The organism is Frankia sp. CeTa3Moorea (assembly GCF_978021225.1).
In genome coordinates, this window is the sequence record NZ_CDXDOR010000125.1 from 1 (window position 1) to 14,893 (window position 14,893).

The window sequence follows — 14,893 nt, forward strand, 5'->3', positions numbered from 1 at the left end:
CAAAGGCCTGACCGCCCTCGCGCCCTACCTGGCCGCAGGTGACGCCTACTCGGCCGTCCTAGTCTGCTGGACCGACCAGCGTGAGTTCCCTCTGGGGGCTGCGGCCTTCGCCAGAACGGTGGCCGACTTGACGGAAGCGATGGAAGCGGCGGAAGCGGCCTGATAGCAGGGCCTCGGCAAGTTTGCTGACGCGCAGGTGATCGGTGCTGGCTGGGGTTTCTGGTGGGACTGTGCAGCGAGAGGCTGACGCCGGGTCCGGGGCTTCAGGGGTACGGGCACGACACCTGGAGATCATGGAGGTTCCTACGCCGTCATGATCGACCCGAGATGTCGTGCCCGCCGTCCCAGTATCGCCGCCTGCCCCTGCTCTCGATCAGCTGGCTGCCGCCGTCGCCGACGGTCATCACCATCCGTCGTCGGTGACGGGTCTGCTGGCGGTCTTCGGCCGGGTCCCGGACCCGCGGAAACCCCGAGGTAGACGGCACAGCCTGGCGGTGGTGCTGACCCTGGCGACGTGCGCGGTGCTCGCTGGCGCGCGGTCGTTCACCGCGATCGGCGAATGGGCCGCCGATGCCGGTCAGGCGGATGCTCTGCGCACCCAGACCGAGACCGCCCGCTGGCTGGTCGGCCGCGGGGTGAAAGCCACCGAGACCGAGGTCGCCTACCTGGTCCCCAGCCTGCCGACACATCAGGCCAGCCCGACCCAGTCGGTGGTGCTGCGGTTCCGCGGCGACACACGGAATCCGCCGTACCGCGAAGAGCCGCTCATGCCGTGGTGACGACGACCTTGCCGCGAGCGTGCCCCCGTTCCAGATAGCGCAGACCCTCGGCGACCTCGACCAGTGGGTACGTCCGGTCGATGACCGACGTGAGCTTCCCGTCCTCGACGAGCCGGGTGAGGGTGAGCAGCTCCGCCTGATCCTGACGGGTGGGCAGCGGTCGGAGCCGCTGCCGGACGAAACCGTTGACCACGATCGCGCGGAGCATCCAGCCGACCGCCCCGACGACGTGGCCGGGTGAACCGCCGGCATTGAGCACGAGGGTTCCCGTCGGGGTCAGCGCCCGGCGCAGCCGGCTCAGTGGCCGGTTGCCGACGTTGTCGAGGATCACGTCGTAGTGGGTGTGCGCGTCGGTGAAGTCATCGGTGGTGTAGTCGATGACGTGTGTGGCGCCGAGCGCGCGGACCAGTTCGACGTTGCGGGTGCTGCACACCCCGGTGACTTCCGCGCCGAGCGCGGCCGCGATCTGGATGGCGTATGTACCGACGCCGCCGGCGGCCCCGTTGACGAGTACCAGGTGCCCGGCCTGGACCCCACCCATGTCGCGGATCCCCCGCAGGGCGGTGGTCGCGGCGATTGGGAGCGCCGCCGCCTGCTCGAAGGTCAGGCCGGCCGGCTTGGGTACCACCGTGTCCGCCGGGGCGCGGACGTACTCGGCGAATGCGCCTGGGCAGAAGCCGAGCACCTCGTCGCCGGGTCGTAGCCCGTGCACGTTCGCGCCGACCGCCTCCACGACGCCCGACGCGTCGATCCCGGCCACACGGTGCTTCGGCCTGGTCAGTCCCATTCCGGGCATGAGTCGCGCGACGAGCGGGTCGCCTCGCACGGCGGAATCAAGTGATCATAGCGACACATGCCCTGCCAGCGGATTATCGAAAACTTCGACTGGCTTCGCACAGTTCAATGTCTGCCGTGGCGTCTGCCGTGGCCGTCCAGTCAACTGTGCGGTCACAGTATCAAGCTCCGCCGCCGTCCCGGTGCGCTGACGACGGAGCGCCCCTTTCCGAGGCTTGGCCGAGGTTCCGCTCTCCTTCGTGAGCCCGTTACTCCGGTTGACGGAGAGAGCGGAGCAGAAGCCGGCCGAACCGGGTGAGGAGCAGGGCGCCGGAGCCGGCGAGCGCGGCGAGCACGCCGATGAGGAGGTCTCGCGCCGAGTTCGCGCCGAGGACCTGGAGTACCGCGAAGGCGGCGCCGAAGGGCAGGCCGACGACGGTGAGGACGCCGAGCGCCGCGCCGACCTGCTGCCCCTCCTGGGTCTGGGCGATCCGGTTCAGGTCAACGATCTCGGTGAGCACGGCGTCGAACCGCTCGGGCAGATGGTGCTGTGCCTGGTAGGCGGTGAGGATGTCGTTCGCCGGGCCGTGGGCGCTGGCGTCCCGGAGCCAGTAGATGTTGCGGAATCGGGCGGCCCGTTCTTCGAGACGGGCGAGATGACGCGTGAGGTCCTGGGCTTCGAACGCGCGGGCCGCCTCGTCGATCATCTCGGTGATGGCCGCGTTCTGGATCATGCCGATCAGGACCGCGTCGAGGTAGGTGGTGTGGGCGTAGAGCTGGGCGAAGCCGAAGAACGCATCGTCGGCGCCGTCGTCGGGGCGTAGACCGAGAAAGGCGGCGCCGTCCCGGGTGACGAGCCCGCGCCAGTCGGCGGAGAGGATCACTCGTCCGTCGAGGAGCTGGTCGGCGTGGTCGGGATCCGGTGGGTAGTCGGCGTTGGCGGTACGGGATGCGAGATGCCACAGCCAGGTGTCCGCGGTCGACCAGGAGTCGATTCGGACGGCGTCAGCGGGTCGCGGCGGGTCGGCTTCGGGAAGGGTGGGGAAGGTCAGGAACGCGATCGTGAACCCTCGGGCCGACGGCGCCAGGCGGGCCCAGGTGGGCAGCGCCGAGCCGAGGTCGGGGGGTGGGGTCGCACTGCCGCGCCGGCCGGCGACGGCGCGCAGGACGTCGAGGAGCTCGGACCCGCCGGTCTGGACGTGAACATGGACGTGGACGATGACGAAGGCGCGGTCCGGCCGGTCCGGGTCGGGTAGGAGGATCTCCGTCCCGAAGATCGGGTTGTTCGTCTCGCCGGTGGGTGCGGTGCGCTGCCAGCGGCTCGGCCGGTCAGGCGTGCCGTAGAGGATGCGTGCGCAGGCGGCGCTGAAATAGGTGCTGCGCGCGGCGGTGGTCGCTTCGATTTCCTTGTGGCGTAACGGCAGCGGACCTTCCGGCCAGTCCGGGGTGCCGGTGAGGAAGGCGGGACAGACGACCACGAAGGAACGCCGTCCCGGACGGTCTACCGGTAGAATTCGTCGACCTCCGGAAGATCCAGTCTGATCACGAAGTGGGCTCGGCCGGTGGACGGGTCGACCTCGAAACGCACACGCTCCCCGACGATGATCGTGCGGAATCCTTCGGTGACGATGTCGCTGTAGTCGAAGCCGTGGATCTCGCCGGTCTCGTCGTCGCGAACCAGGTAGGTCGCGGTGACCCGGTGGGGTCCGCTGCCCAGCGGTTGGCGGTCGACGATCCGGCCGAACCGCTGCCCGCTGTCCGGCACGCCGGTCATGGTCACGCGACCTCCCGCACGCAGCGGAACCCGACGGCGTTACTGCTGCCCCGGCGTAGGTACAGGGCCTTCGACGAGGTCTGCACCGCCCGGTACGGGTTGTCGTAGGAGCCACCGCAGATCACCGCGGAGTTGATCCCGTCGAACACGGTCTCGGTCCATTCCCACACGTTGCCGGACATGCCGTGCACTCCGAACGGGGACAGGTTCGCCGCATGATCGGTCACCGGGGTCGGGGCGCAGTCCCGCAACCGGCCACCGTCGATCTCCTGCTTCCAAACCTCGTAGGTCACCAACGGCCGGCCACTCCACGCGTCGGCGCAGTTGACCGCGGTCAGGTCGACGTCGTCTCCCCAGGGGAACAGCCGGCCGTCCGTGCCCCGGGCGGCGGCCTCCCACTCGACGCAGGTCGGCAGCCGCTTGCCCTCGAAGCGGGCGAAGGCGTAGGCACTCCACCAGTTGACGCAGTTCGCCGGGTAGTTGTCGTACGCCGGATCGGTGAAGTACTCCGGGTTTCGCAAGCGTTCCCGCCATGGTTCGTGGGTGTGGCCTGGCGGAGCGCCCGGATGATCCCACTGCGCGCAGCCCTGCTCGGCGACCGCGGCGAGAAACGCCTTGTACCGCCCGACCGTCACGGGGAACTCGTCGAACAGCACCGGCTTCTCGATCTTTCGGAGGAGGAGGCGGTGGCTCGGCCCGACCAGGTACGTCGCTGCCGGGAGCGTCCGCGGGGGCGCGGGGATCGTCTCGGCGCCGAGGTGGACGAGGAACTCCCGGACCTGCTCGGTCAGAATCGGTTCGGCGTTGCTGCCCGCGGCTTCCCGTCCGGCCGCGGTCCGCAGGTAGCACGCGGCGAAATACTCCTGGAAAACGGTGTGCACCAACGCCACCGTGCCGGCGCCGGCCAGGCGGAACAGGGGCGCGAGCAGGAACGTCTCCAGCGTGACCCGTCCCTCGGCGAAGCATTCGATGCCGACGTGGGTGCAGAGGTCCGCCAGAGTGAACACCGCCTGATCGGCCAGGAATGCCGGGCCGAAATAACTCTCCAGCCTGGGCCGGAGATCGGCGAGCCCGGCGATGACCCGCGGGCGGTCGGCGGGGGCCACGTGGTGGATCGCCTCTTTGATCATCACCACGTCGAGCGAACCGGGCTCGACGGCCGTCGTCGCGTCGGGGCTGGCCGCGCCGACGAGCTGCTCCGCCGAGGCGTGCACCGGGCGAAGACCGGGATCCGAAGGCAGCTGGCTCAGCATCCCCTCGGACGGGTCGGCGCACAGGATCGGCGTCAACGGCCGGACGATCTCGAAAACCCGGCGGGTGTACAGTCCCGTCCCGCACCCGACGTCGATGATCCGATCGTGGGAGGTCAGGGTGAGCGCCCCGGCCATCTCCCGGGCCATCCAGTCGAGGAAGGCGTCGCTGTAGGTCCAGTTCTGGTCGTACGCGTCGGCGAGGCGCTCATAGTGCGCCGACGTTCCCGGCTCCGCCAAACTGGATCACCTCCCGCCCTGCAACCCAGGCGGATCGTAACCGATCGGCTCCCCAACGGCTCCGGATTGGGACAAGTCAGCCAACGAGCGTGACGCCCTGCCACCGACTCTGGGACGTAAACGGGAACTCTGTTCGTCCCTCCGACGACCACGGTTCTCGCGAGAGTCGAGCCGGGCCAGCAGGTCGGCCAACTGTCTGGCGTTGCGCTGCGCATAGTCGGCATAGCAGTTGTTCATGAGGACGTGGGTCGTGGCGACGCCGTTCGCCAGCTCCCGGATCCTCGGGGCCCATGCGCGCAGTTCGTCCTCGCTGTAGCGGTAGCCGAAGCGTTCGTGGATGTCCTTGCTCGTCCACCGCTCGCTGTGACCGTGGAACCGGACGACCGCGAGATCGGCAGTCGCGGCGAGCACCGGCGGAATCGAACTCGGATAGCCCTGGGGCATGTCGACGCACACGTACGGAATCGCCTGAGAGGCGAGGAAATCGAGTGTCTCCTCACGGTTGCGTTCGTCCATCCAGGTGTGGTTACGGAATTCCACGCAGATCCGCACCCGCCGGCACCGGCGCTGGCACTCCAGGACGTAGCGCTTGTTCGCGGCGCTGATCGGAAACCACTGCGGGAACTGGAAGAGCAGAGCGCCGAGCTTGCCGGCCTCGGTGAGCGGTGCCAGCGCGGTGAGGAACCGCTCCCACACCTCGTCGACGACGTTGGCGTCCAGGTCGCGGACGTAGAGGTTCCTCCGATCCAGCCCGACAACGTCGCGCAGGTCCCTGTACAGCGCGCCCGGGCGAGTCGGATGCCCCGTGAGCAGCGAGAAAGCCTTGACGTTGAAGGTGAAGTCGGCCGGGGTGCGCGTCGCCCACGTCCGCACCGTCCGCTCCGCCGGCGGCGCGTAGTAGGTGGAGTCGACCTCGACCAGCGGGAACTGCCGGGCATAGTAGCGCAGCCGCTGCTCGGCGCTGGTGACCTCCGGTGGGTACCATCCGGACCTCAGCAGCGTCGGGTCCGTCCAGGAAGCCGTCCCGACCAGAATGTCACCCATGCCCGTCACCTCCCCGCCGGGTTCCACGCTCGCGAACCGGTACCTGCCCGCGAACGGCATGGTTGACGTCAGGATCCGTTATCCTTTTACAGGCGAATGTACCGGTACCCCGCTCGGGCTCGGACCCGGTCCTGTCGGCTATACGGCAACGGCAGCCGTCCGGCCACACGACGTACGAGAATGCCATCGAGGGGAACCACTTCCGGACCCATTCCTCCGCCGTTGGGAGAAGCCATGAGTCGTCGTGAACTGGCCAGTCGGACCAGAATAAGTGCTTTCCGCGAAGGGCCGTACGTGCTGATCGTCGCCGAAGGCGACCTGCCCACGCCCGGATTCGACGTCGACATCGCCGAGAGCAGGGTGCGCATCTTCCCGCAACAGTTCGACCTCGAGCGCCGCGCGCGGCCCGGCGTCTTCCCGCAGGTGGTCACGCCATACCGCTACGCCGAGATGGTTCGCTACCCCGAGGATCAACCCCGGATCACCGTCCATCACGCCGACGGCACCGACCAGGTCGACATCGAGCCCTGCGGCAAGGAACTGGCCGGCTACGTCGACACCGTTCGCGGGAGCGCTCACCGGACCGCCGCGCCGGAGGCGGGGACCGAGGCAGGGGCGGAAGAGGCCATCGGACTGTCACCCGCGCTCAGCTTCGACGAGGCGTTCGCCAAGGCCCTCGCCAACCTGCCGTCCTCAGACACCACGACCGCCGACACGCTGGCCCGCGTCCAGGTGCTGGAGATCGGCGGCCTGTTCGGTGGCATCGCCGGCTTCCACCACCTGTTCGTCCGGGTCAGCCGGACCATCAGCTGACCGCAGACACGGATCCGGGTCCGGGTCCGTAGCCGGAGTCGGAGTCGGCTACGGACCCGGGCCGGTTGATGTCCTCCTGGGGTGGCGGGGTAACGACGGCCAGCCGGCCCGAGCAGATTGCCCGGGGCGGCGGCCGGTCAGGCGGCGGCCGGTCAGGCGGCAGCGAGCGTGGTCGACCAGAGCACCGCACCACCGGAGTCCCGCAGCTCCACGGTGAGCCCGCCACCGGGATCGAGGTGCACGCGGCCGAAGAACTGCAGACCGGCCGAGGGCGGCAGGTTGGACTGACCCGCCGGAGGGGCCTTCACGAAAACAGCCTCGGGGCCGAAGGTGGGGTCGAGCGTGTTCGGGCCGAACGTTCCGGCGTTCAACGGCCCGGAAACGAACTCCCAGAACGGGTCGAAATCGGTGAAGGCGGCCCGGTCCGGGTGGTAGTGGTGCGCCGCCGTGTAATGGACGTCAGCAGTCACCCAGACCACATTGCGGACCCGGTGCCGGCGGAGGCCGGCGAGGAGGTCCGCGATTTCCACCTCGCGCCCCAGGGGGACACCCGGCCGGCCCTGCGCCACCGCCTCCACGCCGCTCGGGTTGTCCGGCACCAGCAGCCCGAGCGGGAGATCGGCGGCGACCACCTTCCAGGTGGCGCGGCTGGCGGCGAGCCCGGCCAGCAGCCACTCGCTCTGGTGGCGGCCGAGGATCGCCACGCCGGCGGGATCCTCCTGGCCGTCGGGATTCGGGTTCTTGAACGAGCGCAGGTCCAGGACGAAGACGTCGAGCAGCGGGCCGTAGGAGATCCTGCGGTAGATCCTCCCGCCCGGGCCGGCCCGACCGGGAATGAACGGGGTGTACTCCAGGAACGCCTGCCGCGAGCGCGCCGCGAGGACGTCCACCCGTTTCTCGCTGTACCGGGAATCGTCGAGAATCTCACCGGGATACCAGTTGTTGAGCGTCTCGTGGTCGTCCCACTGGAACACCCACGGCACCTCGCGGTTGAACGCGAGCAGGTTTGCGTCGAGCAGGTTGTACCGGTAGTTGCCGCGGTACTCCGCGAGGGTCTCGGCGACCTTGGACTTCTCCGGGACGACGAGGTTGCGCCACACCGAGCCGTCCGCGAGCGGAACCGTCGGGAGGAGCGGCCCGTCCGCGTACACGGTGTCCCCGGAGCAGATCGCGAAGTCCGGGTTCAGCCGGCGCATCGTCTCGAAGATCCGCATTCCGCCGAGATCGGGGTTGATACCCCACCCCTGGCCGCAGATGTCACCCGACCAGATGAACGAGACGTCGCCGGCACGCCCGGGGGCAGTCCGGAACCGGCCGGTCGACGTCTCGCCGACGAGCGCCGGGTCATCCGCCGAGGCGAGGCGGACCCGGTAGAACACCTCCTCGCCGGCAGGCAGGCCGCGGACCGGCACCGAGGCGGTGAAGTCGGTCGCCGCGCCCACCCGGACGACGCCGACCCGCCGGGCGGCGGTGAACGTCTCGGTGGCTGCCACGTCGACCGCGAGCACCGCCGGCCGATCGGCCCGTGCCCACACCACCGCGCTGTCCGCGGTGACATCGCCGGACTGCACGCCGGAGGTGAACGTGGGCCGGCCACCCCGCACCTGGCCCGGGGCCCGGTCCGCGACCGCGGCCCGCGCCGCCGGAACCCCTACGGCGGTGCCGGCGGCGGCAGCCAGTGACGCCACCGTCGCTCGGGCCAGCACGTCCCGTCGGTTCGGCACGCGTTCCTCTGCCATCCCGCCCGGCCCTCCTGTCACTGTCCGTATGGCCGCAGTCCCCCGACGTCGACCATCACAGTGCAGGTTCCGGGCAGCCGTCGGCCCCCGTTCCGGAAGCGAAAAAGTGAACTGTGCGTGGCGTCCCGCACCGCCTGCCGCACCGCGTCCCGCCCAGACCACCTCTTCCGGGTAACCCTCGCGAGGAACCCGGGCGCCGACCGCTCGGATGAAGTCACGCGCAGAGCCGCAGAGCCGCAGAGCCGGGGAAACCCTGGTCATCTGGGCCGCTCTCACGGCCCCTTAGCGCTTTCGCGATCCGTATCTACGTAGAAATTGCTATGATCTATCCGTAGATGCGGTTTCAGTCGGAGCTTTGCCGTCAGTGACCAGCCGTTACCTCCCTCGGCGAGAAAGGGACGGACGATGTCTCCGCAGATCAGGCGGTTGATCAGAGTGGATGCGTGACATGTTCTGGCCAGGCCCCGCCCACCCCGACGACGAGACCAGGCACTGGCTCGCCCGGGTCGAGAAAGTCGCCCCGGTCCTGGTCCAGCACCGTGAACAGGCCGAACAGGAGAGAATGACGCCGCCCGACGTCATCGACGCCCTGCGTGAGCAGAACATCCACCGGATGTGGGTCTCCCCGGCCTTCGGCGGTGGCGGGGTGAGTGTCCGGACCGGTTCCACGGTGCTCCAGGCGCTCGCCCGGATCGACGCCTCCGTCGCCTGGCAGATGGGGGTCCAGGGCGTTATCGGCCGGATGTCGGACTACCTCCCGGAGCAGACGGCCGGCCGGATGTTCCGGGAGAGCGATGGTCTCGTCGTCGGTGGGATCAACCCGTCGGGCCACGCCGAGGCCGTCCCCGGCGGTTACCGGGTACGCGGTCGGTGGTCCTTCGCCAGCGGCTCCACCCACGCCGACTGGCTGGTGTGCGCCTCACTCGTCACCGAAACCAGCGCGGCCGGCGAGGTAGCCGCGGGAAGTATGGCGGACTCGTCGGCCCCGACCCCGCCCACAACCCGGATGATGTTCGTTCCGCGGGATGCCGCCCGTTTCACCGACGACTGGTTCACGATAGGGCTGCGCGGCACCGGGAGCGTCAGCTTCACTGTCGACGACCTCTTCGTCCCCGAGGAGCACACCGTCGACGGCGGGCTGCTGCGCCGGCTGCCCGCGGCCCGGCCCTCGCGCGGCTACCCCATCGCGTACTACGACTTCGGCCCGTTCACGACCGCGTCAACAGCGCTCGGCATCGCCCAGGACGCGCTGAGCGCCTTCCCGGGGCTGGCGGTCAGCGCGGTTCCTGCCCGCGGGACGGAGACGCTGGCGTCCAGCCACACCGTTCAGGCCGGCCTCGCCCGCGCTGCGGCCCTGGTCAGGGCGGGCGAACTGCTACTCGACGATGCGGCCGGCCACGCGAGTGCCCGCCTCATCGGTGGGGAGAAGCTCAGCGCCCTGATCCGGCTCGCCGCCGCCGCCGTCGGCGAAAACACCCTGAAGGCCGTGGACACCCTGCACGGCCTGGCCGGCACCAGGGCCCTGGGCGCGGCCGGCCGGCTCGACCGCTGCTTCCGCGACATCCACACCGTGGTCGCGCACATCACCCTGGCGCCGACGAACTTCGAGATGATCGGGTCATATCTCCTGGGCGGCTCGTTGCTGATGCGGCGCTGACCCCCGCCCGATGCCCCGAGCCCCGAGTACGGTCCTGCGGTTTCCTCCTGCGGTTTCCCCGTCGTGGCGGGCACCCAGGGCGCCCTCGCGGATGGCGGTGATGACGGCCGAGAAGTTCCGACCGGGACCGTCCCGGCGGACGAAGTCCGCATAGATCTCGGCCGCGGTGTGCCCAGCACCGTACCCATCCCCTTGGGGAGCACCGTACCCATCCCCGCGGGGAGCACCCGGTGACACCCGTGGGAGTATGCCACTGGCAACCCACGGCTGACTCGAACGACTACATCAGTGTTATCAGAATGTTGTTGACAATGACCGGCGACGTTCGCGGTCGGCAATGGTCACGTCGGCAAGACTCGCAGTCCGCGAACATCCGGCCCATGAAATCACAATCCGCGATGCCACACCCGGCGAAACCGTGTTCGACAATGCCTCACCAAGACATACCCAACACCCGCTACAACGGAAGCCCGCGAACATCAACATTCAAACAAACGCCTGACATCGCGACCCGACATCCAGATCCGAAGAAAATACATTCCGACGCCCCCCGGCAACCCGTTATCCCACCGTTCCAGCACGGCCGACCAGGAGCGTTCGTGGCTCGTCCGCCCGAAGTGCTGTTCGTCTGCGTTCACAACGCGGGCCGTTCTCAGATAGGCGCCGCTCTGCTCGACCGACATGGTCGTGGCCTGTTCCGCGCCCGATCCGCCGGCAGCGCCCCGGCCCCGGCCATCCACCCGGGAGTCGTCACCGTCATGGCCGAGGTAGGCATCGACCTGTCCCGGGAGTCCCCGAAGCGACTGACCAACGAGATGGTCCGCGACTCCATCGTCGTCATCAACATGGGATGCGACGACGCCGTTCCCAGCTACCCCGACACGCGCTACCTCACCTGGAAACTGGATGATCCGGCGGAGTGCGCGCTCGAGGAGATCCGGTCGATCCGCGACGAGATCGACGCCCGCGTCCGGGCGCTGGTCTACAGTCTCGGCGTGGCCACCCGCGTCGGGCTACTGAAGAACCAGCCCGGTTACACCGGGATCCCGCCTGGTGGTACTGACCCGGATGCGTGGCGCTATCCTCCACCGGTCGGGGCGGGCGCACCCGACACAACCGCGTGATCCGGCGCGACCGCGTCGACGGGCTCGGCCTCCCGGGGCGGGATGATGATCGTCGCGCCGATCCGGACGGTGCCGCCACGCACGGCGTCGGCGCGCAGGCCACCCCGGTCGCGTAGCGCGCTCCAGACCCCGGGGCGGGTGAGCTGTTCGAGGTAGGAGCACGGTGGGCAGGGCCGGGCACCGAGCAGGACAACGTCGTCGATGCGGAAGGTCCGCCCGACGAGGTCGAGTAGCGCGACGCCCTCCGTCACCAGGTTTCGCCTGGTCTCCCACTCGGCCATACTCACCGCCGCGCGGTTTCGGCCTGCTCGGCGCCCCCTTCCTGCTCGGCACTCCCTTTTTCCTCGGCCCACTCGGCCTCGGCCTGCTCGGCGCGTTCGGCTTGGGCCTGCTCGGCCCGCACGGTCGCCGCCCTCTCCCTCGCGGCCGGCCCCGACTCCTCGGGCTGTGCCACCACTTTGCCGTCGCGAATCTCACCTCGCCACGACCCGGTTGCCTTGCCCTGCATCACGATGAACCGGCGGAAATGCTTGAGATCGAGGCGGGCCCGCCGGCCGCCGGCACGCCAGATATTCCCCGTCCTCTCGACGAACCCGCTGGGATAGTATTCCATGGCCAGCAGGATCCGGGTGAGGTCATCAGCGAGCGGATGAAAAGTGACGGCGCCCCTGGTGGAGCCCTTTCCGCCCTCGGACGTCCAAGCGATCCGCCGGTCCGGGATCTGCTCTTGGACGGTCGCCTTCCAGCTGCGTCGGGACTTGAAGACCTTGACCCGCCAGTTCTGCTCGGTCTCGCTCTTCGTTTCCACCGCCTCCACGCCCTTCATGAAACGGGCGAAATCCGGGAACTGCGTCCACTGGTCGTAGGCGACGGACACCGGGACACCGACGTCCACCGTCTCCTCGATGTTCGTGGCTTTGAGTGGCCCGCTCTTGCCGCCGCGCTTCCCGCGGCCGATCTTCAGCGTCCCCTTCGCCTTCTCGCGCATCGCCGAGACCGCGGTCCTGAAGGCCGTCTTCGTCGGCGGTTCCCCCCTGACCAGCCGCTGGACGCCCTCGGCGAGCGGGGAGAGCTTACCCTCCTTGCCGTTCCTCTCGGCCAGCCCGTGGAGTTTCTCCGTGCTCGAGGTGAGCCGCTGCGCCGTCCTGCCGACCAGGTGCGCCCCACCCGCCTTCGCCAAGTTCTTCGTCTCGTCGAGCAGGCTCTTGGTCGCCGGGCTGTCACGCAGGGCACCGAGAAAACCCTGCGCCGGTGGCTTCGTCGTCGGCCGCTCTGTCGTCTGCGTCATCTCCGCTCCTCGTCGATCGGACCGTCCCTCGGATGTCACCGCTCGGAGGTGACGTTCTGCCGGCCACGCGCGGCGCGGCGCGGCCCCGCCGAACGTCCGGGCGAAGAACGGCGCTGCGCACCGGACTGCGCCACAGCCTCGGGCGCCGCTCCCTCACCGGCCGCCCGTTGCTCCGACCGCTCGCCCTGCTCGGTCTGCCCGCCTGCCCACGCTGCTCCGCCTGCCCACGCTGCTCGGTCTGCCCGCCCGAGGTGCCCTCCTCGGATTCCGCCGCGGCGGGCGCCAGCTTCTCGCCCTCTCCTTCGCCCCGGCCGGGTGCGGCGGCCTCCGGCACGGCCCCGGTCACCCCTTTGACGGCCCCGGTCACCCCCTCGGTGACCGCGCCCGTCGCCGCCTTGGCGACGTCACCCGCCTCGGCCAGGCCCTCGGTGAGCCGACCCGTACGCTGGTGGAGGTTCTCGGTGAGCCGACCCGCCCGGGCCTCGTACACCGACAGTGCCGCGCGCCGACCGGCCTCCAGCCCAGGTCCGCGGACCTGGGCGAGCAGCTCCTCCGCCTCCGCGGAATGCAGCAGTTTCACCGTCTGATCACGGACAATGTCCTTGGCGTGATAGTTGCGCCCGGTCAGCCAGAGCCCGACTCCGATCGCCATCTTGGCTTTCTTGGTCCGGCCGAGGACATAGCCGCCGACGAGCGCCGCAGCGATCTTCGCACTGCTCATAGTTGATCATTCCCTTCCCAGATGTCGGAGTCCGAGCTCCAACCCCATCTGCCGGTCCCCCCGAAGGCGTCGGCGTCCGCCGTGTCACCGGCTCCGGGGGGACCCGTGGGGCCCTCGGCGAAGTCGATGGCGGGAAGTGGGCCGACGTATTCGATCGTGAAGTACGGACAGGCACGACGGAGATCGGCGACGGCGGCGTCGAACGCGTCCACGGCGTCGTCGCGCAGCAGAAACGCCCAGCTGAGCACCGGGGCCTCCGCACCGCCGTGCGGGCGCCGTGGCCGGTCGGACAGCGCCAGCGGACGCAGCAGGTCGAGGATCGCATCGGCCTGACGCTGCCGGCGGGCGATGACCAGGTCGGCCACCTGCTGACCCAGCCTGATCCGCGCGTCGAGATCCGCGGGCGGCGTGACCCCGACGAACGGGCTGCCCGGCAGTACCTCGGTGAGGGCGGACCGCTCGTCCTCCTCCACGTCGAGATGCAGCTCCACCAGCCCTTCGAGCGCATCGAGCCGATCGGGCATCTCGTCGGCGAGCGGGGCGAGGACCTCACGGCACACGGCCGCCTCGTCGGGGGCGACGGTCCCGAACCGCAGCGGCAGCACGGGGCCTCCGGCGAGAAGTCGCTGCAGGATGTCCAGATGACGCACAGCCTCGGACTCGCCCAGAATCCCGACATCCGCGGTGACGCTGACCGCCGCCGCCAACGGCCCGAACCGCACCAGGTGCACCTGCCCCGGGGGGTGTCCGATGCCGGGCGGCGGTGGCGTCGGCGCCGGATGCCCGGACCGCGTGATGCCATAGATGATGACGGACATAGCGATCATCCCTCTCGGCCGCTGCGGCGGTCGCCCGGCGCACTGCGCCCGGCCGGCAGATCCCGCCGGGCGTGCTCCTCGGACGATCCGCCACGCAGCGAGCCCACCACCTCCTCGGCGGTGTCCTTCAATCCCTCGAGCGCCCCCTTCGACTTCTGCCTCGCGGTGCCGTCGGTGACCTCATGCATGAGTCCGGGCAGGCCCGAGACCTGCTCCTTGGGCGCGATGTCCAGCCGGTTCACCGCCTCGGCGAACCGGAGGTAAGTGTCCACGCTCGCGATGACGACCCGGGCGTCGACCGTGAGGATCTCGATTCCGACCAGCGCGACCCGCACGTAGGCGTCAATGACGATGCCCTTGTCGAGCACAACGTCGAGGACATCGGCCAGGCTGCTGGGCTTCGGAGCCCGGTTCATGGACTGACTGGAGACGCTCATGGCGCTGTCCTCGCCTTCTTCCATCGTTCTTCGTACGCGGAGGAGGCGGAGCGGGCCCTCGACGCGTCGGGGGCGGTCGGGTCGATCCCCGGCCCGGGATCGACGAGGTGACGGGCCCGCCGTAGTGCCTGCTCGGTCTCCTCGGGGCTCACGCCCGACGAGACGCGCGAGACCGCGACCGACGTCCTGGGGATCCGCGTCCAATCGCAGCGTCCGCCGGGGGTTCCTGGTAGTACTCACCATCCCGCCTCTCGGCCGCCCTCCACGGCTGTCTGCACACCGATTAGCAGGGCGCGCAGATCGAGCCGGAGCAGGTCGACGCCGGCCAGCGCGACCACGACATCCCCACTGATCACCACGCCGCGGTCCACCAGCCGGTCGAGGAGATCGGCGATCGGTTGGGCGGTGCCGGCCCCCCGGCCCACCGAAGCACCC

General features: G+C 69.6%; 16 protein-coding genes. 4 read left to right on the top strand and 12 right to left on the bottom strand.

The annotated features are described in order from the left end of the window. Nucleotides 1-419 precede the first annotated feature (419 nt). Nucleotides 420-779: a transposase family protein gene (locus tag AC08OV_RS18660; protein ID WP_476620034.1), complete on the top strand. Its 360-nt coding sequence runs from the start codon at nucleotides 420-422 to the stop codon at nucleotides 777-779. Here AC08OV_RS18660 and AC08OV_RS18665 read toward each other — a convergent pair. The 5 genes from AC08OV_RS18665 to AC08OV_RS18685 form a co-directional block, all read right to left on the bottom strand. Then, nucleotides 766-1,539, bottom strand: coding sequence for an NAD(P)-dependent alcohol dehydrogenase (locus AC08OV_RS18665; protein ID WP_476620035.1), 774 nt, complete (start codon nucleotides 1,537-1,539; stop codon nucleotides 766-768). The genes AC08OV_RS18660 and AC08OV_RS18665 overlap by 14 nt on opposite strands. A 283-nt stretch (nucleotides 1,540-1,822) precedes the next feature. Further along, nucleotides 1,823-3,031 (bottom strand): hypothetical protein, encoded by a 1,209-nt coding sequence (locus tag AC08OV_RS18670; RefSeq protein ID WP_476614328.1) that lies wholly within the window; start codon nucleotides 3,029-3,031, stop codon nucleotides 1,823-1,825. 23 nt (nucleotides 3,032-3,054) lie between these two features. After that, nucleotides 3,055-3,327: a hypothetical protein gene (locus tag AC08OV_RS18675; RefSeq protein ID WP_476614334.1), complete on the bottom strand. Its 273-nt coding sequence runs from the start codon at nucleotides 3,325-3,327 to the stop codon at nucleotides 3,055-3,057. 2 nt (nucleotides 3,328-3,329) lie between these two features. Beyond that, the gene (locus AC08OV_RS18680) at nucleotides 3,330-4,817 is read right to left on the bottom strand and encodes an SUMF1/EgtB/PvdO family nonheme iron enzyme (RefSeq protein ID WP_476614329.1); all 1,488 of its coding nucleotides are present in this window, start codon (nucleotides 4,815-4,817) and stop codon (nucleotides 3,330-3,332) included. Nucleotides 4,818-4,823: 6 nt separating this feature from the next. Beyond that, complete coding sequence (locus tag AC08OV_RS18685; RefSeq protein WP_476614330.1) at nucleotides 4,824-5,861, bottom strand: DUF72 domain-containing protein; 1,038 nt, start codon at nucleotides 5,859-5,861, stop codon at nucleotides 4,824-4,826. 294 nt (nucleotides 5,862-6,155) lie between these two features. Between AC08OV_RS18685 and AC08OV_RS18690 the strand changes: the two genes are divergently transcribed. Next, entirely contained in the window at nucleotides 6,156-6,674 is a 519-nt protein-coding gene (locus tag AC08OV_RS18690) for a hypothetical protein (RefSeq protein ID WP_476620036.1), read from the top strand. 152 nt (nucleotides 6,675-6,826) lie between these two features. On the opposite strand, the gene AC08OV_RS18695 is transcribed toward AC08OV_RS18690, so the two are convergent. Further along, nucleotides 6,827-8,413 (bottom strand): alkaline phosphatase D family protein, encoded by a 1,587-nt coding sequence (locus AC08OV_RS18695; protein WP_476614332.1) that lies wholly within the window; start codon nucleotides 8,411-8,413, stop codon nucleotides 6,827-6,829. 448 nt (nucleotides 8,414-8,861) lie between these two features. Between AC08OV_RS18695 and AC08OV_RS18700 the strand changes: the two genes are divergently transcribed. After that, nucleotides 8,862-10,070, top strand: coding sequence for an acyl-CoA dehydrogenase family protein (locus AC08OV_RS18700; RefSeq protein WP_476620037.1), 1,209 nt, complete (start codon nucleotides 8,862-8,864; stop codon nucleotides 10,068-10,070). A gap of 599 nt (nucleotides 10,071-10,669) precedes the next feature. Beyond that, a complete protein-coding gene (locus tag AC08OV_RS18705) occupies nucleotides 10,670-11,194 on the top strand; it encodes an arsenate reductase ArsC (protein WP_476615693.1) in 525 nt (174 codons plus the stop codon). On the opposite strand, the gene AC08OV_RS18710 is transcribed toward AC08OV_RS18705, so the two are convergent. From AC08OV_RS18710 to gvpJ, 6 genes are all read right to left on the bottom strand, one after another. Continuing rightward, a complete protein-coding gene (locus tag AC08OV_RS18710; RefSeq protein WP_476620038.1) occupies nucleotides 11,149-11,475 on the bottom strand; it encodes an MOSC domain-containing protein in 327 nt (108 codons plus the stop codon). The two genes, AC08OV_RS18705 and AC08OV_RS18710, sit on opposite strands and share 46 nt — an antisense overlap. 2 nt (nucleotides 11,476-11,477) lie before the next feature. Continuing rightward, nucleotides 11,478-12,482: an SRPBCC family protein gene (locus AC08OV_RS18715; protein ID WP_476615692.1), complete on the bottom strand. Its 1,005-nt coding sequence runs from the start codon at nucleotides 12,480-12,482 to the stop codon at nucleotides 11,478-11,480. Then, the gene (locus tag AC08OV_RS18720; protein WP_476615691.1) at nucleotides 12,415-13,203 is read right to left on the bottom strand and encodes a hypothetical protein; all 789 of its coding nucleotides are present in this window, start codon (nucleotides 13,201-13,203) and stop codon (nucleotides 12,415-12,417) included. Before AC08OV_RS18720 ends, AC08OV_RS18715 begins: the two co-directional genes overlap by 68 nt. After that, complete coding sequence (locus tag AC08OV_RS18725) at nucleotides 13,200-14,021, bottom strand: GvpL/GvpF family gas vesicle protein (protein WP_476615690.1); 822 nt, start codon at nucleotides 14,019-14,021, stop codon at nucleotides 13,200-13,202. Before AC08OV_RS18725 ends, AC08OV_RS18720 begins: the two co-directional genes overlap by 4 nt. Nucleotides 14,022-14,026: 5 nt before the next feature. Continuing rightward, complete coding sequence (locus tag AC08OV_RS18730; protein ID WP_476615689.1) at nucleotides 14,027-14,458, bottom strand: gas vesicle structural protein GvpA; 432 nt, start codon at nucleotides 14,456-14,458, stop codon at nucleotides 14,027-14,029. 236 nt (nucleotides 14,459-14,694) lie between these two features. Next, a partial coding sequence (gene gvpJ / locus AC08OV_RS18735; RefSeq protein ID WP_476620039.1) for a gas vesicle protein GvpJ occupies nucleotides 14,695-14,893 on the bottom strand: 199 nt, incomplete at its 5' end.